At 67.1% G+C, this 20,047-nt stretch carries 18 protein-coding genes and 1 tRNA gene; 7 read left to right on the forward strand and 12 right to left on the reverse strand.

All coding sequences use genetic code 11. The annotated features are described in order from the left end of the window. Window positions 1–19 precede the first annotated feature (19 nt). Window positions 20–475 (reverse strand): Lrp/AsnC ligand binding domain-containing protein, encoded by a 456-nt coding sequence (locus KA419_03675; GenBank protein ID MBP7865026.1) that lies wholly within the window; start codon window positions 473–475, stop codon window positions 20–22. A 169-nt stretch (window positions 476–644) separates the two neighbouring features. On the opposite strand from KA419_03675, the gene KA419_03680 reads away from it, so the two are divergent. After that, window positions 645–1,682, forward strand: coding sequence for an aspartate--ammonia ligase (locus tag KA419_03680; GenBank protein ID MBP7865027.1), 1,038 nt, complete (start codon window positions 645–647; stop codon window positions 1,680–1,682). A 692-nt stretch (window positions 1,683–2,374) separates the two neighbouring features. Next, the gene (locus KA419_03685; protein MBP7865028.1) at window positions 2,375–3,664 is read left to right on the forward strand and encodes a hypothetical protein; all 1,290 of its coding nucleotides are present in this window, start codon (window positions 2,375–2,377) and stop codon (window positions 3,662–3,664) included. On the opposite strand, the gene KA419_03690 is transcribed toward KA419_03685, so the two are convergent. From KA419_03690 to KA419_03740, 11 genes are all read right to left on the reverse strand, one after another. Next, a complete protein-coding gene (locus tag KA419_03690; GenBank protein ID MBP7865029.1) occupies window positions 3,649–4,707 on the reverse strand; it encodes a glycosyltransferase family 4 protein in 1,059 nt (352 codons plus the stop codon). The two genes, KA419_03685 and KA419_03690, sit on opposite strands and share 16 nt — an antisense overlap. Before the next feature lie 192 nt (window positions 4,708–4,899). Then, window positions 4,900–5,952: a glycosyltransferase family 2 protein gene (locus KA419_03695; protein ID MBP7865030.1), complete on the reverse strand. Its 1,053-nt coding sequence runs from the start codon at window positions 5,950–5,952 to the stop codon at window positions 4,900–4,902. Then, window positions 5,952–7,469 (reverse strand): oligosaccharide flippase family protein, encoded by a 1,518-nt coding sequence (locus tag KA419_03700; GenBank protein MBP7865031.1) that lies wholly within the window; start codon window positions 7,467–7,469, stop codon window positions 5,952–5,954. Before KA419_03700 ends, KA419_03695 begins: the two co-directional genes overlap by 1 nt. Continuing rightward, on the reverse strand, window positions 7,466–8,230 hold the full coding sequence (locus tag KA419_03705; GenBank protein ID MBP7865032.1) for a class I SAM-dependent methyltransferase: 765 nt from the start codon (window positions 8,228–8,230) through the stop codon (window positions 7,466–7,468). Before KA419_03705 ends, KA419_03700 begins: the two co-directional genes overlap by 4 nt. Before the next feature lie 5 nt (window positions 8,231–8,235). Further along, window positions 8,236–9,399 (reverse strand): methyltransferase domain-containing protein, encoded by a 1,164-nt coding sequence (locus tag KA419_03710; GenBank protein MBP7865033.1) that lies wholly within the window; start codon window positions 9,397–9,399, stop codon window positions 8,236–8,238. Then, window positions 9,396–10,319, reverse strand: coding sequence for an NAD(P)-dependent oxidoreductase (locus tag KA419_03715; protein MBP7865034.1), 924 nt, complete (start codon window positions 10,317–10,319; stop codon window positions 9,396–9,398). The genes KA419_03710 and KA419_03715 overlap by 4 nt, the downstream gene beginning before the upstream one ends. A gap of 28 nt (window positions 10,320–10,347) precedes the next feature. Further along, window positions 10,348–11,577, reverse strand: a complete 1,230-nt coding sequence (locus tag KA419_03720; protein ID MBP7865035.1) for a methyltransferase domain-containing protein — start codon at window positions 11,575–11,577, stop codon at window positions 10,348–10,350. Further along, the gene (gene rfbC / locus KA419_03725) at window positions 11,574–12,125 is read right to left on the reverse strand and encodes a dTDP-4-dehydrorhamnose 3,5-epimerase (GenBank protein ID MBP7865036.1); all 552 of its coding nucleotides are present in this window, start codon (window positions 12,123–12,125) and stop codon (window positions 11,574–11,576) included. The genes KA419_03720 and rfbC overlap by 4 nt, the downstream gene beginning before the upstream one ends. Further along, entirely contained in the window at window positions 12,122–13,213 is a 1,092-nt protein-coding gene (gene rfbG, locus KA419_03730) for a CDP-glucose 4,6-dehydratase (protein ID MBP7865037.1), read from the reverse strand. The genes rfbC and rfbG overlap by 4 nt, the downstream gene beginning before the upstream one ends. Window positions 13,214–13,229: 16 nt before the next feature. Beyond that, window positions 13,230–14,006: a glucose-1-phosphate cytidylyltransferase gene (gene rfbF, locus KA419_03735; GenBank protein MBP7865038.1), complete on the reverse strand. Its 777-nt coding sequence runs from the start codon at window positions 14,004–14,006 to the stop codon at window positions 13,230–13,232. Window positions 14,007–14,052: 46 nt separating this feature from the next. Next, window positions 14,053–15,504 (reverse strand): radical SAM protein, encoded by a 1,452-nt coding sequence (locus KA419_03740; protein MBP7865039.1) that lies wholly within the window; start codon window positions 15,502–15,504, stop codon window positions 14,053–14,055. A 148-nt stretch (window positions 15,505–15,652) separates the two neighbouring features. Here KA419_03740 and KA419_03745 point away from each other — a divergent pair, with 148 nt between their 5' ends. From KA419_03745 to KA419_03765, 5 genes are all read left to right on the forward strand, one after another. After that, on the forward strand, window positions 15,653–15,904 hold the full coding sequence (locus tag KA419_03745) for a type II toxin-antitoxin system prevent-host-death family antitoxin (GenBank protein MBP7865040.1): 252 nt from the start codon (window positions 15,653–15,655) through the stop codon (window positions 15,902–15,904). Beyond that, window positions 15,901–16,323 carry a type II toxin-antitoxin system VapC family toxin gene (locus KA419_03750; GenBank protein ID MBP7865041.1) on the forward strand — a complete coding sequence of 141 codons (423 nt, stop codon included), beginning with the start codon at window positions 15,901–15,903 and terminating at the stop codon, window positions 16,321–16,323. The genes KA419_03745 and KA419_03750 overlap by 4 nt, the downstream gene beginning before the upstream one ends. A 148-nt stretch (window positions 16,324–16,471) precedes the next feature. Further along, complete coding sequence (locus KA419_03755) at window positions 16,472–17,278, forward strand: hypothetical protein (protein ID MBP7865042.1); 807 nt, start codon at window positions 16,472–16,474, stop codon at window positions 17,276–17,278. Window positions 17,279–17,400: 122 nt separating this feature from the next. Continuing rightward, entirely contained in the window at window positions 17,401–19,422 is a 2,022-nt protein-coding gene (locus KA419_03760) for a TonB-dependent receptor (GenBank protein ID MBP7865043.1), read from the forward strand. 550 nt (window positions 19,423–19,972) lie between these two features. Continuing rightward, a tRNA-Val gene (locus KA419_03765) sits at window positions 19,973–20,047 on the forward strand.

Consider the following 20,047-nt stretch of genomic DNA (forward strand, 5'->3'; position numbering starts at 1 on the left):
GGAACGCCCGGCCGGGTTTTCAGACGGGCAGCTCCCGGTCCACCGTGGAGTCCAGGATGACGAAAGTCTCGGTGGACTGGATCTCCTCGATGGCCTGGAGGTGGTCGAAGAGGAGGGCGTGCAGCTCGGCCATGGACCGCACCCCCACCTTGACGAAGAGGCTGTAGGCGCCGGTGGTGTAGTGCACCTCCACCACCTCCGGGATCGCCTGGAGCCGCGACTGAACTTCCCGGCAGTCCCGCGCCTTCACCAGCTTCACCCCGATGAACGCCGAAACGGCATAACCCAGCCTCGCGTGGTCGAGGTCGATTCGCGTCCCGCGGATCACCCCCTCCGCCTTCAGCCGGTTCACCCGGGCGTGGATGGTGCCCCCCGCCACGTCCAGCTCCCGGGCGATTTCCAAAAACGGCCTCCGGGCGTCCGCCTGGAGCCGGCGAAGGATCTCCCGGTCCAGATTGTCGATTTCGCAGTGCATGGTGTCCTCCCCTCGCTCTGAAATGACAAAACGACAATATCTATGGGGATATTTTGCATAAACAATTATGTTCTGTCAATACAAATCATTGTGTTGACAAAATATATTGGGAAAAGTATGATTTTCGACAACGGGCGCCCCGGGGCGTCGCGAATCCAGGAGGTGAGACATGGCACGACTGATCCTGCCGGAGGGTTACCGCCCGGCGCTGGGCCTGTGGCAGACGGAAAAGGCCATCAAGGCCATCAAGGATTTCTTCCAGGTCAACCTGGCCACGGAGCTGAACCTGACCCGGGTCACGGCCCCGCTCTTCGTCCCCCGGGGGACGGGGATCAACGACGATCTCAACGGCGTGGAGCGGCCGGTCTGCTTCCGGGTGAAGGACCTGGGGGAGATGGAGGCGGAGATCGTGCACTCCCTGGCGAAGTGGAAGCGCCTGGCGCTCGCCGATTACGGCTTCGAACCGGGCTTCGGGATCTACACCGACATGAACGCCATCCGTGCCGACGAGGAACTGGACAACCTCCACTCCCTCTACGTGGACCAGTGGGACTGGGAACGGGTGATCACCGCGGGGGACCGGAACCTGGATTTCCTCCGGCAGATCGTCCGGAAGATCTACGCGGTGATCAAGCGCCTGGAGTTCTACGTGCACGACCACTACCCCGAGATCCCCCTCCAGCTGCCGGAAGACATCGCCTTCGTCCACGCGGAGGACCTGCGGGCCCTCTACCCGGGCCTGGCGCCGAAGGCACGGGAGGACCGCGCCGCCCGGGAGTGCGGGGCCCTCTTCATCATCGGGATCGGGGCCCCGCTCGCGGACGGGCGGCCCCACGACGGGCGGGCGCCGGACTACGACGACTGGTCCACGGAGACCGAGGGCGGCCGGCGGGGCCTCAACGGCGACATCCTCCTCTGGAATCCCGTGCTGGGGTGCGCCTTCGAGATCTCGTCCATGGGGATCCGGGTCGATACCGCGGCGCTGGTCCGGCAGCTGGCCCTGGCGGGGGCGGAGTCCCGCCGGGAACTCCTCTTTCACCGGCGGCTGCTGGGCGGGGAGCTGCCCCTGTCCATCGGCGGCGGGATCGGCCAGTCGCGGCTGTGCATGTACTTCCTGCGGAAGGCCCACATCGGGGAGATCCAGGTGGGGCTCTGGCCGCCCGACATGGCGGGGCGCTGCCGCGCCCACAACATCCCGCTGCTGTGACCGAGTAGTACGCAACGTAATAAATCGTCGTCAGACCATGCAGGATTTCGGGGACGACCGTGACCCGGCGGCCCGCGGTTTTCCGGCGCCGCCTCCGGGGCGCACGGTCACGAAACCGCCTGCAACCGGCGGGAGCACCCCCTATGGGGAACACCCGCCGGCTAAAATCCCATATCCCTTCGGGATATTGACACCCTCCGCGATAAGAATTTTCTTTGCAAGGTTTTACGGCCAGGGTGGTCTTCCTTCGCGAGCTTTGCGCCTTGGCGAGAGCCGATCCGGTTCTTGATCTCGCAGGCGCAAAGACAGCAACGGAAACGGATCGCCGGGGTTGCGGCCATGGGGCACGAAAGTTTGCCTCTACCGGGCCGCCCCGCCTCCGGGGGAAAGTTCCCGGAATGTCTCTCACAAAGGCACGGAGAAGACGCAATCCGGGCAGAGGACCCTCGATCGGGAGATCTCCCTCCAACCGCTCCCCGCCGACGTCTCGGATGGGGGTCCCCAAAACCTAGCGCGATTTGGCAACGAGTTTTCACGGGGCCCCGCGCTGCGCCGGCGCGGGACGGAGCCCCGCGCTGCACCGGTGCGGGACGGAGCCCCGCGCTGCACCCTTCGTTGACGAGCCTGCATTTTAGGGTTGGCAAACGGGGCGGTTCACGGCAGAATAGGGCGACTTTCGTCGCGAGGGGACCGTGAGCATCTTCCGTTATCGATCCCGCGATGCGGGCGGACGCCGGGCGTCGGGGCACGTGGAGGCCGCCGGCGAGGAACAGGCCCTCCGGTTTCTCGAAAAAGGGGGCCACCGGGACGTCGTCCTCAAGCCGACCCGGCCGTCGGGGGACACCGGGGCCCGTTTCGGCTTCATCCTGTTCTTCGCCGTCATCGGGTTTTTCCTGGTGGCGGTGACGGTGCTCCACCTGCGGGTCTGGGAGGACTACCGGCGGCTCCGGGACGAGGGGCGGACCGTGACCGGCCGCGTCACCCGGTCCTGGGTCGAGAAAACGCAGCGGGATGAGCTGACCCACTACGAATACGCGTTCACCGACGGGTCCGGCACCCTCCGGACGGGTCAGATCATGGCATCGGGCGGCATCAGCACGGCCCGCGGCCGGATGTCGGTGAGGGATTTCGGGACGACGCCGGTCCCCGGCCAGACGGTCACGGTCACCTACGACCCCCTCGACCCCAGCCTGCACCTGCCCGTGGTGGTCACGTCCCCGCGCGTCCGGGCCATCCTGGCCGGGATGTTCCGGATGCAGGCCCTGCTGGTCGCCGTCCTGGCCTTTCTCTCGGTCATGTACGTCCTGCACCGCCGGGGTCGCCGACGGACGGGCGCAACCGTTTCCGGGCGGCCGGACGCCGGGCGGGACCGCCTCCCGGGCGAAGCGGAAACGGGCGCCGCCGCGGAGGAGGGGGGGGAACCCGGTTTTGTCGAGCGTTTCACGGGAATCCCGGTCATCGAGGACCCACCCCGGCCAGAGACCGTGCTGGAGGACGGCCGGCCCCGGACCCGGACGCGGGTGGGCTACATCCGCCGGATCGGGGGGCGTTCCCAGTTCCTGGGCCTCCTGGGGACCCTCGCCTACTACGCGTGTGCGGTCTCCTACTGGCTGATTTTCCCCGGGGTCTTCCCCTCCGTCCGTCTCGCGGGCGGCGCAACGGGCCCCGGGGACGTCTTCCCGGAGGCCCTGGCCGCCGCCGCCGGGTTTTCCCTGCTGGTGGTCCCCGCACTCCTGGTGGCCTACGCCTTCCACGTCCGGGCCCGGAAGATGGTCCTGACGGCGGCGGTCACCGTCCTGGCCCACTTCCTCCTGATTTCCGCCGGCGGGGTGCAGGGCGCGCCCCAGCGGGCCTTCGCCGCGTCGCCGGGCGCGGTGCTGCTGGGCTGGGTCCTCCCCGCGGCCGTCATGATCGCGGTCCTCCACTCCCGGCGCCTGGTCCGGCGGCTGGACCTGGAGAAACCGATCTACGAGGAGGATTGACCCCCCGGGAGTTCCCGGGCCAGGATCCCCAGGGTCTCCTCCGCCGCCCTGTCCCACGAGAAGCGGGAAGCCTGGGCCCGGCCGGCCTCCGACAGGCGCTCCCGGAGACCGGCGTCCAGCACGACGGACTGGATCGCCGCGGCGATTTCCCCGGTTTGAAGCGGGTCCACCCGGATCCCCGCGTCCCCGGTCACTTCCGGCAGCGAGGCCGCCCCGGAGACGACGCAGGGTGTCCCGCAGGCCATGGCCTCGAGCGGCGGGAGCCCGAAGCCCTCGTAGAGGGAGGGGTAGACCAGTGCCCGGGCCCCGCTGTAGAGGGCCGGCAGGAGGGCGTCGTCCACCCGGCCCGTCCAGTGGACACGGGGCGGGACGCCGCCGTACGCCACGGAGCGGAAGATCTGGCGCTCCCCCTTCTCCCCGGCGAGGACCAGCCAGACGTCCTCCGGCAGGGAGGCCTGGGCCGAGCCCCACGCCGCGAGCAGCCGGGGCAGGTTCTTCCGGGGCTCCAGGGCGGAAAGGCTCAGCACGTAGGACGGGGTGGGGATGGCCAGGGCGGCCCGCGCCCGCTCCACCGCGTCCGGGGGGCAGGGCCGGAAGCGGGGGTCCGCCCCCAGGTACACCACCTCCACTTTCTCCGGCGGCACCCGGGCGATGGCGATCAGGCGGCCCCGGGTGAACCCGGAGTCGCAGATCACCCGGCGGGCCCGGCGTGCCAGCCGCGGGAGGGTCAGGCGGGTGAGGAGGAGGGTCCGGGCGGTGAAGCCTTCCGGGCAGTCGAAGTGCAGCAGGTCGTGGACTGTGAGCACCTGGTGACGGACGGCCAGCGGCCCGCCCTGGCTGGGGCTCCACAGCAGCCGGCCCCGGAGGAGGGCGGGCAGGCGCACCTGCTCCCAGAGGAAGCCCCCCACCATCCCCGGCCGGCCCGGGGGGCAGACCGTGTCCACCCGGTCGCCCATCCGGGCCAGCAGTTCCGTCAGGTACCGCTGGACCCCCAGGAAGGGCCGCAACAGCGCCCGCGTGTTCACCACGATGCGGGGGGTCATCCGGTCGCCTCCCTGCGGGGGCGCGGGGGCCGCCGCGGGCGTTCGCCGACCACCCCCCGCCCGCCGCCCGGGGAGCGGGCGGGGCCGGGTTGCGCGGGGGCCGGTGCGGCCGGGGTATGCTCGTTGTCCACGCGTCGCCTCCAGAGGGTGGATTGTAACACGACCCGTGCCGGGGTTTTCTCCCGAAGCGGTTCAATCCAAACGGAGGGCTTCCCGGTAGCCCCGGTTCACGCGGGGTGCGTGAAAACTGCCCCAGTACACCCAGCGGGTCAGGGCGTCGTACCCCGCCAGGAGAAGCCGGCGGGGCGGCGCGGGCAGGCATCGCGAGAAGCGGCGGAAGGCCCCGAGGGCCCGGGCCCTGCCGGGACGTCCGATCTCCCGGGCCAGCAGGGACAGGGCCTTTTGCGCGTCGGCACGGTTGCCGAGCAGGCTCAGGCGGATGGCCAGATCCCCCAGGTACCCGGAAAGGAATCGCGACCACCGTTTCCGGACGTTCGCCCTGACCTCCTCCGGAAAACGTTCGTCCTCCTCTGCCCGGTGGATATGCCCCAGGAAGTAGTCCACCGGGTGAAAGGGGTCGGGGGGTAACGCCCTGGGCCCCCGGTGCCAGACGAAGAGCGCCCCAGGACGCTTCACGGTCACGATCGGGTGGTTCAGCGCGGCCTCCAGAATGATCTCGTAATCCGCGGCGTGGATCTCGGGTTTCATCAGGGCACAGGAAGTGCCCAGGAACTCCGAGCGGAAGAGAATCCCCGTGACGGTGGGGTGCGAGATGCCGGCCACGCGGTGGGCGCCCTCGGGGGGGGCGAACAGGCCGGAGCGGTCCCAGGCCGACAGGGGTTCGTCGTGGACCCTCCCGTCCTGGGTTACGCAGGGGACCTCCAAGGCCACCAGAACGGCCCCGGGGTACGTCTCGAACGCGTCGAGGGCGGTGCGGTAGAAGTCGGGCAGGAGAACATCGTCATCGCTCAGAAGGCTGTAGAACGGGGTGTCGACCCGGGACATCGCATCGCGGAAGTTGGCGTGCATGCCGACATTTGCCGGTTGGCAGCGGTAGCTCACCCGGAAGTCCGACTCGCAAAGGGAACGGACGACCTCGGCCGTCCCGTCTCCCGAGGCGTTGTCCGAAACGAGCACCCGAAGGTCTTCGACGGACTGGTTGAGCACGCTGCGGATCGCCCTGGCCAGCATGCGGGGGCGCCGGTATGTCGGTACGACACAGGTGATCCGGGGGGAGGAGGGCATCACCGCCTACCCTTGAGCCGGGCCAGGGCCGGCACCCTGCTCGAAATCCATTCTCTGGACGCGGGGGCTGCGAAGGATGCCGCCGCCGCCGAGAGGAACAGGATCCCGGCCAGGCCGACGGCCAGGATCGCGGGGGACTGTCCCGCGTGGACCACGAGCCGCCCGGTTCCCGCCACCGCCAAGCTCGCCAGCAGGGGAAGGGCGACGTCCTGCCGGTACCAGCGCCACTTCTCACCCGGCAGGAGACGGCGGTGCATCCAATGGACGGTGAGGAGAACGTAACCCACGTTGAGCATGAGCCAGACGGAGGCACCCCCCGATGCCCCATACTCGCGGGTCATGAGGATGATCAGGGGGATCACCAGGAGGATCGCGGCCAGGTTGGTCGTCAGGGTCAATCGCGTCCACCCGTAAGCCAGTTGCAGGGCGAAGGGGATGCTCATGATGCCGTTGAGGGACGTGCCCGAAATCAGGATGCTCACGAGGGTCGAGGCCTTCCCGGCGGTGGCCTCGCTCTGCGTCCACAGCAGCAGGATCTCGTAGGAGAACAGGGCGATGACCACCGTGACCGGAAGGATGAGGATGGATACGAACTGGCAGCTTCGGTGATACAGACGCTTCAGGCCTTGCCAGTCCTCGATGGATACCAGTTGCGTGAACCTGGGGTAAATGGCCGAGAAAACCGGGAGGGTCAGAAAGCCGAGCGACGCGGCGACGACACCGGCCAGCATGTAATAGCCGAAGGCCTCCAGGCTCAACATCTTACTCAGGATGATCTTATCCATCTGGGTCAGGGCGATGGCCAGGATCGAGATCCCGCTCATCCCGGCGGCGAATCGCCAAACGCCCAGGAGGAGGTTCTTTCTGAAAACGGCGTGTCGTTCGGTCCGGGGGAGTTGATCCCACAGAAAGTGAGCCAGCAGGCTGGAGTTGAGCAGGCTGACGACGATCTGCCACAAGAAGAACGCCTGGACGGTGGGGGAGATCGCCCAGAGGACCAACAGGGAGCCGGCCCCGCGCAGGGTGCTCACGACGACGACGACGACATTGAGCAAGACCTGACGCTGGAGCCCCTGGAGTCCCCCGGAGTACAGGGCCGCCGGCCACTGGAGGGCCACGGAGCAGCCCATGATCCGGATTGCCTGCTCGACGGACCCGGAAGAAAGGCGGCCGGTCTGAACCCAGTCGTGGGCGATGACGGGGGACAAGCCCACGATGATCACCCCGATGACACCGGCCAGGCTCCAGTAGATGATCTCCATCGACCGGACCAGGTCACGCATTTCCTGGTCCTTTCCCGGGAGAACGGAGAGGCGCGCGATCTCCCGGGTCAGGGTGGCGCTGAGCCCCAGGTCCAGAAAACCGGACAGGGCCTGGAGGATGGTAAAAATCCCGACCAACCCGTAGGATTCCACGCCCATGAACAGGATGTAGAAGGGGACGAAGACCAGCCCCATCAGGGCCTGCCATCCGCTGCCGATAATGTTGGCGGCGATGTTCCGTCTCATCGGTTTCACAACCGTCTCAGCCAGGCGTTGGTCCAATGCGTCACGTTTTTACACAGAGCACTTTCGTTGAAAGGCCACGTCGGGGTTGCCGGGACGAACTCTGGGTGGCTTTCGAGGAATTCACGGACGGCGTCCTGGGGATTGTCCCACTCCCAGGAGGGGTTGCCCCGGGGCACGTCGTGGAGGTCCTTCATGATCCCGTCGGTGGCGACCAGGTAGGACCCCGGGGTGACAAGCTCACCGTAGGCGTCCAGTTCCGCTCGGACATGGCTCCGGGTGTGATTCGAATCCAGGAAGACCATGACGGATTCTCCCGGCCGGACCTGGTCCCTGACCTGCCCGACGATCCGGGGATCCGTGGAACTCCCCTCCAGGAGCGTGATGTGAGGGAACAGGTCGTGATCTTCGATGGCGGCCCGGTTGTGCGGGCGGATCTCGATGTCCACACCGATCACCCGCCCGTTGCCGATGGCCTTGCAGAGGCTGGCGTAGAAAACCAGGGAGCCGCCGTGCGCTACGCCGGTCTCTACGATGACGTCCGGCCGAACGCTGTAGATCGCCTCCTGGGCGCGGATCATGTCCTCGGGTAGCTGAATGACCGGTCGCCCCATCCAGGAGAAGGTGTACTGGTACTTCTGGTTCCAGCCCAGGCGCACCCAGTGGCGGGAGAGGCACTCGAACGCCTCCCGGGTGTAGAGATCGAATTGACGGGACCCCCCGCCGTCATCCTCGGTCAGCGTTTGGGTGTCGGTGTCCAGGATCATTCTCATGGTTGTCATTCCACCAGTCGGATTGTCCGGTCGATGCGTTCGAGCATCGCCGTGTTCTCCTCGCGATAGTTGGGGTTCATCAGGATGGCGGTCCGCACGCCCCGATCGGGCAGCCGCTCCTCCCCGAGGATCGGGTGCCCGGTTCCCGGCACGAATCTCCCCTGCTTGTTGCGGTTGAGATCGACCAGGCAATCGATGAGCCGATTCTCCGGGTCGACCAGGCAGGCAAAGGTGCATCCCTTCGCTCCCGCGCCCCAGAGTGCGACCTTCCCCGCGTCCGCGTACTGCCCGATCCGCGATGACCACGCGGCTCGAAGACAGCTTTCCGCGACGGCGAATCCGCGGGTCAGTCGGGGGATGTCCCGGGCATCCGGGGGGGTCTCTTCCGGGGAGCCCGCGGGGGTGGCCTCGATCCACAGGTATTGCCCGCCGAAGACGTGCCCGACACTGCGGACGGAAAACCCGGAACGCTCGAAGGCTATCTTCAGCGAGCCGGCGGAGAACAGGGAGCAATGCTCGTAAAAGAAATCCCAGAAAACCCGGTGGCGCAGGATCCACTCCACGCAAGGCGTCTCCAGGAAGACCCTGGTCGGGCCCCCGCCCCCGACCGCCCGCCGGACCGCCGACAGAAGGCCCACCGGCCGGGGAACATGTTCGATCACGTGTCGGCAGATGACGACGTCCGCCTGCCCGGTGCAGGTCTCGTCGAAGAAGCGGTGCTCGAAGCGCATGCGCCCTCCGCAGTCGGACAAGGGCCCGTCGTGGCTGGGGTCGAATCCGACCCCCGTGTTCCCGTGAGCCGGGTCCTCGACCAGCAGCCGCAGGAACTCCCCCTTGCCGCACCCGACCTCCACGATGCGGCAGCCGGTCACATCGCGTGAGCCGACCAGGTGTGTCGCCCGTTCGAGCAGGTGCTGCCTGAAAAACGCGGAGTGGGACTGGGTGTTGTCGTAGCTCACGCCATAGGACAAGCGACTTTCCTCGAAAGCGGCGTTGAAGACAAAACCGCAGGTGTGACACGCCCTCATCGAGAGGTCTCCCCGGGCGACCTGGAGCGCGTCCTGCCGGGTCGGGCACACCAGGTTCTGGTGCACCGGCACCGAGGTCCGCCGTAAAAACGAACGGGTCCTCTCACTCCCGCAGACCGGGCAGGGCGGTGCTGTCTTCATGGGTGAACCTTCTCCTTCCAGTACCGCACGGTCCGAGCGATTCCGGTCGTCAGGTCGAAGGCCGGTCTCCAACCCACCTCCTCGACCAGGCGGCGGTTTTCCCCGATGATCCGGGATGGCTCCCCCGGCGGGGCCTGCAAGGCGCCGAACCTCACGTTTTCGCACCTGCCCAGGGCAGCGGCAGCGGCCAGGACCAGTTCCCGCAGCGCCACCCCGCAGCCGGACGAGATGTTCACCGGGCCTTCGACCGGGCTCCCCAACAGGGAGACAAACGCCGAGGCGACGTCCTCCACGTAAAGGAAATCGCGAACCTGGCCGCCGTGGGAGCAGGGGGCCGCCTTGTCCCGCAGCAGGTTCAGGATCACGGAGGGGATCAGGCGGTCGGGGTCCTCGCCGGGCCCGTACAGAAAGAACACCCTCCCCCATGCGCTGCTGAGCCCGGAAACCCGGGAGAACGCTTCCAGAACCCGCCGGAGAGCGTCCTTGCTGATGCCGTAGAGTGAGGCGGAAGACAGGGGAGTGAACCCTTCCACGCAAAAACCGTTCGACCAGTCGTATTCCGCGCAGGTCCCGGCCAACACGGCACGCTCTCCGCCGCCCGCCCGAAACTCGTGGATCAGGTTCAGGCTGGCCGAGACCCACCGGAGGTTGTCCGGCGTGTCCCGGTAGTCGTTCGGCCGGGTGCACCATGCCAGGTGCAACAGGTGAGTGGGCCTGGTTGACGCCAGCAGGTCCCGGGTCTGCCGAAAATCCATCAGGTCGGCCGCTTGCCACGACCACTTCGGGGAGGGGCCGCCGGCTGACCGGATGTCGGTGGCGAAAACGGTGAAACCGTCCGCCGCCAGTTTCGGGAGACAATGCCTGCCGATGAACCCGCCCGCTCCCGTCACCAGGACTTTCCGGGCGCTGTTTCCGTTCATTTCGCCGCCTTTGCCGGTGGAGCCGGACTCATGCCAAGACTTCGACCTGCGGGATGGGGATCACGAAACGGCCTCCCCAGGCCCGGATGTAATCCAGTTGGGCCATGATCTCGTCCCGGAGATTCCAGGGGAGGACCAGGACGTAGTCCGGCCGGTACGCCCGCAACTCGGCTTCCGTCACGACGGGGATGTGACTGCCGGGGAGGAATTTCCCCTGCTTGAAGGGCGAGGCGTCGACGACAAAAGCCACGAGGTCCGTACGGACCCCGCAGAAGTTGAACAGGGTGTTGCCCTTCGCGGCTGCCCCGTAGGCCGCGACCTTCTTGGCGCCGGCCTTCTGGCGGAGGAGGAAACGGAGGAGTTGGTACCGGACTCTCTCGGCATTCTGCTGAAAACCCAGATAAAACGCCGGGTCTCGCATTCCTCTCGAGCGCTCCTTCTCCTCCAGCGCCTGGACGTGTGCGGACGTCTCCCGGGCGCGGTCCTCCGCGTGGTGGGCGAAGATCCTCAAGGATCCCCCGTGGGTCGGGATTTCCTCCACGTCGAACAGCGCCAGGCCGTGCCGCCTGAAAACGTCGCGGACCGTCAGGAAGGACAGGTAGGAGAAGTGCTCGTGGTAGATGGAGTCGAACTGGCAATGGTCGATCAACTGCATCAGGTGGGGGAACTCCAGGGTGATGACCCCGTCCGGCTTCAGGGCGATCTTGAGCCCGGCCACAAAGTCGTTCAGGTCGGGCACATGGGCCAGGACGTTGTTCCCGATCAGCAGGTCCGCCTGCCAACCCTGTCGGGCCAACTCGAGGGCCAGCCTTCGACCGAAGAAGTCGATCCGGGTCTCGATGCCCTTCTTCTCGGCCTCGGCCGCCGTACCCGCCGAAGGTTCGATGCCCAGGACAGGTATGCATTTCTCCTTGAAATACTGCAACAGGTAGCCGTCGTTGGAGGCGATCTCCACGACCCGGCTGTTGGGCCCGTATCCGAACCTTCCGATCATCATGAGCGCGTAACGCCGGGCATGATCCAGCCAGGTGCTCGAGAAGGAGGAGTGGTAGACATAACCCGCGTCGAAGATCTCCCCGGCCTTCTTGTACTCTTCGATCTGCACCAGGAAGCAGGCGTGGCACACGTACAGCTTCAGAGGGTAGTAGGTCTCCGGCTCGTCGAGCTGCTCCCGGGTCAGGAAGGCGTTGGACGGGGGCGCGTGAAGCAGGTCGATGAACACGTGGGCCAAGGGTTCCCCGCAGAATCGGCACTTCACGGCTGCACCCCCTCGAAATCCCGTCCCACCGGCGGGAAACCGCGATCCCGGGGGGAAATCGGACCCGGGGGCAGGGGCCAGCGGATGGCTGCCGCCGGGTCGTCGAACCTCAGCCCGCGCTCGTGGTCGGGGCTGTAATAAGCCGAGTGGAGATAGAGCATCTCGGCGCCGGCGGTCAGCGCCTGGAAACCGTGCGCGAAACCTTCCGGGATAAACACCGTGCGCAGGCTGGCCGCGGACAGTTCCACGCCGTGCCACCGCAGGAACGTCGGCGATCCCCGACGAAGATCGAGCATGACGTCGAAGACCGTCCCCCGGATGCACCGGATGATCTTGGCCTCGCACGCCGGGGGAGCCTGGTAGTGCATTCCCCGGATCGTCCCCTTGCGCCGGGTCCGTGAATGGTTGACCTGCACGATCGATCCCCGGAAGCCGACCGAAGCGAATTCCCTCAGGCAGAAGGTCCGGGCGAAAAACCCCCTCGCGTCCCGGAGGGGTTCGACCTCGACGACGTAAGCGCCCGGAAGCGGTGTCGCGTTGAAGATCATGACTGTGTCCAGACCGCTTTCCGGGAGCGAGCGTCCTCCTGGTACTGGTCGAGATCCTCGGGGCTCTTCACCTCCCGGGAAGCGTAATAAGCCCGGTACCACCGGACGGTGCTCTCGACGGCTTGACGGGCATCCCAGACCGGTTCCCACCGAAGCTGCTCCCGCGCTTTCGAGCAGTCCAGCTTCAGGGTGACGGCCTCGTGCGGTTCTCCGGCGGTTGACGGGGTCTCGGGCTCGATGTCCGGCCAAGCCGCTTTCATGAGCCCGACCATCGTTTCCACGGTCGCGTGTCCGGTTTCACCCGGGCCGAAGTTCCACGCGTCGGCGAAATCCTTCCGCCCCTCCAGCAACCGCTGCCCCAACAGGAGGTAGCCGCTCAGGGGTTCCAGGACGTGCTGCCAGGGGCGGACGGCCCGCGGGTTCCTGATCTGCGCTTTCTGCTTGATGGCCGTTGCGCGCACGATGTCCGGGGTCAGCCGATCGGCGGCCCAGTCGCCGCCCCCGATGACGTTCCCCGCCCGGGCGCTGGCCAGGAGCGTGTGGTGAGTCTTGCCATAGTCGTCGTTGTTGAAGAAGGAGCTTCGCCAGCCGCGGGTGAGCAGTTCGGAGCACCCCTTCGAGGCGCTGTAAGGGTCGCGGCCCCCCACGGGGTCATTTTCCCGGTACCCCCAGGGCCATTCCCTGTTTTCGTAGCACTTGTCGCTGGTCACGTTGACGACGGCGCGGACGGTGCCGCAGGCGCGGACGGCCTCGAGCACGTGGACGGTCCCCATGACGTTGACGGCGAAGGTTTCGGCCGGGTCCCGGTACGACTGCCGGACGATGGCCTGGGCCGCCAGGTGAAAGACGATTTCCGGCTGGTGTTTCCGAAAAACCTCGACCAGGTGTGCCGGATCCCGGACATCGCCGACGATGGAGTCGATGTCCGGGGCGATCAACCGGAAATGATTCGGCTCCGTCGGCGGGGGAAGGGCGTAGCCGACAACCTCCGCGCCCAGGCGGCGGAGCCACAGGGCCAACCAGGACCCCTTGAAGCCGGTGTGTCCCGTGACGAGCACTTTTCGGTTACGGTATATTTCTTCGAACATAGACGTTGCCGCTCGCTTACCAGATTTTCCACCGGGCCTGGCCCTCGTCCCAGAGCCGATTGAGATACTCCATGTCTCGGTACGTGTCCATGCAGGCCCAGAAGCCCTGGTGGTAATAGACCATCAACTGCCCTTCCATCGCGATCTGCTCCAGGGCGCCGGTTTCGAGGTCGCAGGACTCGTCGGTCGTCAGGTGGTTGAAAATCGCCCGGTTGAAGACGAAGTACCCGCCGTTGATCAGGCCGTCCCGGTTCTGGGGTTTCTCGCAGAAGGACACCACCCGGTCGCCGTCCGTCTTCAGTTCGCCGAAGCGGGAGGTCGGGTTGATCCCCGTGACGGTGGCGATTTTCCCGTGGGCGTGGTGGAACGCCAGCAGCGCGTGGAGGTCCACGTCCGTGATGCCGTCGCCGTAGGTCAGCATGAACGTGTCCGCATCCAGGTACTTCTGGAGTTTTTTCAGCCGGGCCCCCTTCAGGGTTTTTTCCCCGGTGTCGGCCAGGGTGATCTTCCACCCGGCCTCGCCGTGCAATTGCTCGATGCGGAGGTTCTCGGGGCGCCCCAGTTCCACCGTGACGTCGTTGTTCATCACCTCGTAATGGCAGAAATAGTTCTTGATCATCTCGCCCTTGTACCCGAGGGCCAGGACGAACTCCCGGAAACCGAACTGCGCGTAGTACTTCATGATGTGCCAAAGGATCGGGCGGGAACCAATGTTGACCATGGGTTTGGGGCGGAACTCCGTTTCTTCGCGCAGGCGGGTGCCGATCCCGCCGCAGAGGACGACGACCTTCATCGGGGAACTCATGGTTTTTCTCCTCTCGTCGCTTGATGTCCGCCCATCACATCCACCCCGCCCGGCGGCGCTTCAGGAAGGCCCGGAAAAGCTTGACGGTCTGGTGGAGATGGTCGAAGGACCGCAGGGACCGAACGGCCATCATCCCCATGTACCGGGCCCGGAGGTAGTATTGGCGGTAGGCTTCCTTCTCCCAGAACTCCAGGCGCTCGCGGGGGAGGTGCGGGTAGCTCACCACCGCTTGGGAAAAGCCCGAGAACCGGCTCCAGTCGTCGGTCAGGAGGTAACCCTCCTCCCGGACGAAGCGCATGAACTCGGTGCCGGGAAGCGGCGTCGGGATCCCGAACTGGGTGAAGTGGGCGTTGATGCGGCAGGCGAAGTCCACGGTCCGCTCGAGGGTCTCCTCGGTGTCCCAGGGGAAGCCCAGCATGAAGCAGTTCAGGACGTCGATCCCCGCCGCCTTCGTCTCCCGGGTGGCCCGGGCGATGTCCTCCACGGTGAAGTCCTTCTTCATCCGGTCCAGGACCTCCTGGACGCCGCTTTCGCAGCCGTAGAGGATGCGCTTGCAGCCCACCTTCCGCATTAGCCGCAGCAGGTCGCGGTCCACCTTGTCGGGGCGGCACTGGGGCGACCAGAAGACCTTGATCCCCTCCTTCCGGAAGCCCTCGCAGATGGCCACCACGCGGTCCCGGTCGAACTCGAAGATGTCGTCGTCGAACTCGATCTCCCGCACCCCGTGCTCGCGCACCAGGTGCTTCACCTCGGCCAGCACCCGCTCCGGGCTCATGGGGCGCCACTTGTGGCTGTAGAGGGTCTGCGGCCACCAGCAGTAGACGCAGCGGTAGGGGCAGCCCCGGGAGGTGGTCATGGTGGCCACGGGGAGCTTGGTGTTCACGCTCTCGGTGTAGTCGTGGAGGTTGATGAGGTCGTAGGCCGGGATGGGGAGCGCGTCCACGTCGGCCACGTGCTGGACCGGCCCCGTGCGGTACACCGTTTCCCCCTGGAGGAAGGAGGCCCCCGGGACCTCCCGCCAGTCCGCCCGCACGACGAGGCCGTCCGCCAGGTCGCGCACCCCGAGGTCGAACTCGCCGCGGATGACCAGGTCGGTCACCGGCCAGGCCTTCAGGAACTCCTCGTCCAGGGGCGTCACGAAGGGGCCGCAGCCCGCGCAGAGGAAGCGGGTCCGCTCCCGGGCGCGCCCCAGGATGGCGGCCCCGACGTCGATGTTGATCTGGTCCACGTACCACACCACCAGGTCGGGGGCGAGCGCTACGAGGCGATCGACGGCGGCCTCGACGCCGAGGCCCGCCACCTGGCAGTCCAGGTAGACCGGCTCGTGGCCGCCCTGCCGCAGGACGGCCCCCGCCGAGAGGTAGAAGTAGTTGAAGGTGCGCTCCCCGGTGACGCTGTAGCTGGGCCAGCGGCGCCCGGCCTTGGTCAGGCCGCACCCGGGCGTCCAGTCGAGCTTGGGCGGGGGATCGAAGAGGACGACACGCATTTTTCCGCTGCCTCCGGACGCAATTATAACATGGGGGATAAAGAGTTTCCCGGGAGTAATTCAGATCCGAAAAGCAAATCGAAGCCGGGGACTCCCTGCGTTATGATCATTCTGGTCAGACTGTCCAGGTTGGTTCGGGGAGAAACACATGAAGAAGGCTTGGCAGGTTCAGGAAGCAAAGGCCCGTCTGAGCGAGCTGATCAGCCGGGCGGGGTCGGAAGGTCCCCAGGTCATCACCCGCCACGGGAAGGAAGTGGTCGTGGTGGTGTCCGTGGAGGAATTCCAGCGGTCTCAAGCCGCGGGTGAGGGACTGTACGGGCTCTGCCGCCGTTTCGCCGGCGCCGGGGATACCCTGGTCATCGAACGAGACAGGGACAAGGGGAGAGAGTTCACCTGGTGAACGCCTTCCTCCTTGACGCCTGTGTCCTGTCGGAACTCGTCAAGCAGGAGCCGGACACCCGCGTCAAGGCATGGGTGGGAGGGCAGGCCGACGATCGTCTGTACATCAGCGTGGTCAGCGTGGCCGAAATCGTCCAGGGCATCGAGCGGATGGAGCCGGGCGTAAAGCGGGACCGCCTGTCGGACTGGCTGGAAGAACTGGTTCGAACCCGGCGTCAGTTGATCCTCGACATCGACCTGGAGGTTGCCCGGGCTTTCGGGACCCTGCAAGGCCGCGCGACCCGGGACGGTCGCCGAATCCCCGTTCAGGACGGCTGGATCGCGGCTTCGGCCAAAGTCCATGATCTGACCCTGGTTACCCGAAACGTCGGGGATCTCGAGGGGGCGGGTGTTGTCGTGCTGAACCCCTGGAAGCCGTAGTTTCAGCGTCCGGTTGATCGGATTCCAATTCGCGTTATCCGCGGGAGAACACGCTGTCGCGCTTCTGTCGCGGGTTCGCCTCCCCTTGACAGAACGGGGTCGAAACGCTATCCTCACGGTCCGGCCGCGGCCGGGGCAAGGAGGGGCGATGCAGGCGCTTTGGTTTGTCGGGAGTTGGCTCGTCATCGTCGCGGCCACGGTTTGCGGTTACCTGGCCGCAAGGCGGTGGGGCCGCCGGGCGCTTGGCGTTTCCATCGGCCTGTGTGTCGCGGTGATTCTCGCCCGCGGCTTCTGTCTCTTCTTTCCCGACATCGAGTACCGCCTTCTCCCCTACGACTGGTACGCGGACGTCCGCCTGATCCTGGCCTTCCCGGTGGCCTCGCTGTTCCTGGGGACGGCGATCCCCCTCGTCCAGACGCGGGCCGTGCGCCTGCTGGCCCTCGCCCTGGCCCTGTTCATCCCGCTTTTCGAGGGGCTCCTGGTGGTGGTCACGCTGCGGATGGACCACGCCCGCCTCACCGGCCGCCCCGGGACCGACGGCGTCGTTCTGCAGTCCTCCCCCTACAGTTGCGGGGCGGCGGCCGCGGCCACCTTCCTCAACCGGATCGGCGTCCCCTGCGACGAGCGGCGGATGGCCGAGCTGTGCCAGACCAACGCCATGACGGGGACGGACCTCTTCCTCGTCTGTCGCGGCCTCCGGCGTGCGCTGGCCGGAAAAGGGCTGCGGGTGGGCCTGGTCCGGGCCGGGTGGGAGGAACTGCGCCAAACCCCCCTGCCCGCCCTGGCCACCGTCCGCCTGAGCTGGCGGATCGACCACTGGGTGGTGGTGCTGGCCGTCGGGCCCGACGCCGTGACGGTGGGGGACCCCCTCCGGGGGTTGCGCACCCTGTCCCGCCGGGCTTTCCTGGAGGACTGGCGCGGCGTCCTCGTCACCGTGACGCCACCCGCCCCCTGAAAACCGGTCGCGGGACTTCCCCGGGGGCCCCGGGGCCGCCGTGCGGGGCCACGGGCTCGAACGACGGCGAGACGCACGAGGATGACGGAAGAAATGGTTCAGCGCAAGGACACGAAGGCATCATGAAAACCGACGCACCCCTCCCCTGCCGGGATCGCGGCCTGTCCGCCGCGAACCCCGGTGAGACCCCGGGAACGGGGGGCAACGCTCCCGGTGACGGGTCCGGCCCCTCAGCGGGTTCGCGTGGCCCCGACCGCTTTCCCCCGGCCACCCCCGCGTGTTCCCGGGGACCCGTGGTCGCCCGCTTTTCCCCTCTTCCCGGCACGGCTTCCCGACTCCTGGCGGGGATGGCCGTCCTCGTCGTTCTCCTCACCCCCGCCCAGGCGGAGGAGGAACCGGCGAAACCGACCGTTCACGGCTCGGTGATCGTGAGCGCCAGCGTGTCACCCGAGGCGCTGGGGGAGACGGCGCGGGAGTGCGTCGTCCTGGAGGGGGACCGGCTGAAGGGCCTGCCCGTCCGCACCCTGGGCGACGTCCTGGCCCTGGCGGCCCCGGTGGACCTCCAGCCGCGCACCCCGAACGGGCTCCAGGCCGACATCCGCATCCGCGGCTCCAGTTTCTCCGGGGTGCTGGTCTGCGTGGACGGCGTCCGCTGGAGCGACCCCCAGACGGCCCACTTCAACCTGGAACTCCCCGTGCCCTGGGAGAGGGTGGAGCGGGTGGAGGTCCTGACGGGGAGCCAGTCCGTCTTCTTCGGCTCCGAGGCCGTGGGCGGCGTCGTCAACCTCGTCACCCGCAAGCCCGCGGGAACGGAAATCGCCGCCGCGGCCGTGGGCGGCAGCTTCGGGACAGCGGGGGCGTCGGGCCTTGCCGGGGGGCGATCGGGGGAGGTCTCGGGGGAGGTCTTCGCGGACTTCAACCGTTCGGACGGCTTCACCGACGATCGGGACGACCGGTACGGCCGCCTCTGGGGCCGGGCCGACCTCGACACGGCCACGGCGGACCTCCGCCTCACCGGGGGCTGGCTCGACCATCGCTTCGGCGCCGCGGGCTTCTACGGGCCCTACCCCTCCTTCGAGGCCACCCGGACCGGCGCCCTGGCATTGGGCGCCCGCCTGAAGCGGGGGTGGTGCGGAGCGCACCGGACCACGGTGGACCTGGCCTGGCGCCGTCACGACGACGACTTCGTCCTCTTCCGGGACCACCCGGAACGCTACCGGAACACCCACGCCACCGACGTGCTCCTGGGAAAGCTCTCCACCTTCCTGGCGAAGGGTCGCAGGGCCTCGCTGGCGGCCCTGGGCGAGGTGTCGGGGGAGTGGATCCGCTCCTCCCGCCTGGGCGACCACGCCCGGCAGCGCGCCGCGCTGGCCGTCGATTCCCACTGGGGGCCCACCCCCCGCCTTTCCCTTCAGGCGGGCCTGCGGTGGGACGCCTACTCGTCCTACGGGTCCGCCTGGTCCCCCGGCGCCGGGGCGGCCGTCTTTGCAGTCCCGCGGCTCAAGTTCCGCGCCTCCGCCGGGAAAGCCTTCCGGGTCCCCTCCTTCACCGAGTTGTACTACTGGAGCCCGACTCTCCGGGGGAACCCGGCGCTGCGCCCGGAGTCCGCGTGGAACGTGGACGGCGGCCTGGACTGGTACGCCTCCGAAACCTGCACCCTCTCCGCCACGGTCTTCCGCCGCTGGGAGCGGGACCTGATCGACTACGTCCGGGCGTCGGACACGGACCCCTGGGTGGCCGCCAACATCCGCCGGGCGCTGGTGGACGGGGTCTCGCTCCAGCTCAACGTCCGGCCCGCCGCGTGGGTCCGGGCCCTGGCCGGGTATGCCTGGACCGACTTCGACCTCGCCCCGTCCCCCCTCCAGACCCGTTACGCCGCCGACTTCGCCCGGCACGTTCTCACCGTGGGGGCGGACTTCTTCCCGGAACGCTCCCTGCGGCCCGGCGTCACCGTGCGCTACAAGCACCGCGCCCTGACGGGCGGGGGCTACGTCGTTCTCTCGGCGGCCCTGGCGTACACGCGGGGCCCCTGGGAACTGGAGGTCCGAATCGACAACGCCACCGACACGGTCTACGAGGAACTGTCCGGCGTGGCCATGCCCGGGCGGGGCGTCTTCGCCACCCTTCGCTGCCGGCCGAGGTGAGGCTTCCCTTCCCGCCTCGCCGTCCCCGGCCCCGCCCCCCCCTGAATTTACAGAGCCGCGCGCGCAAGCAGGCGGTCCGTCCCCCCGAATCAGACGACCCCGCAAAACGATGAAATCCCCGCAAAAAGTCTTTTTCTCTCGCAAGAGGCACAGGCACGGAGAAAGGCAATTGTATTTCATAGGCAAAACATTCTTGACGGCCCCGCAAAAAGTCGCGAAAGGGGGATTTCCCGCGAATAACACGAATGTACGCGAATTTATAGCATGAATAATATTTATTGTATATTGAATTATGATTCGCGTTCATTCGCGTGATTCGCGGGCAAAATAGGACTTTTTACGGTGCTGTCATTCGTTATGGTTCTTCTCCGTGCCTCCGGAGTCGGCCTCGGGAGACCTCCCCTGGTTGTTTTTACTTCTCTTCCGGCATTCCTCTTCACTGCGAAACCTGCCTCTTCACGGCGAAACCTGCCGCCTCACGGTGGAACCCTGCTGAAAATGCTTGATTCGGGGTCGCGTTTTAGGTAGAATTCGCCTTCGTTCTTTGAGTGGACAGGTAGTTCAGTGGGAGAACGCCCGCCTCACACGCGGGAGGCCGTGGGTTCAAACCCCACCCTGTCCACCA

The sequence above is a fragment of the Acidobacteriota bacterium genome (genome assembly GCA_018001935.1).
Taxonomy (GTDB): Bacteria; Acidobacteriota; JAAYUB01; order JAAYUB01; family JAAYUB01; genus JAGNHB01.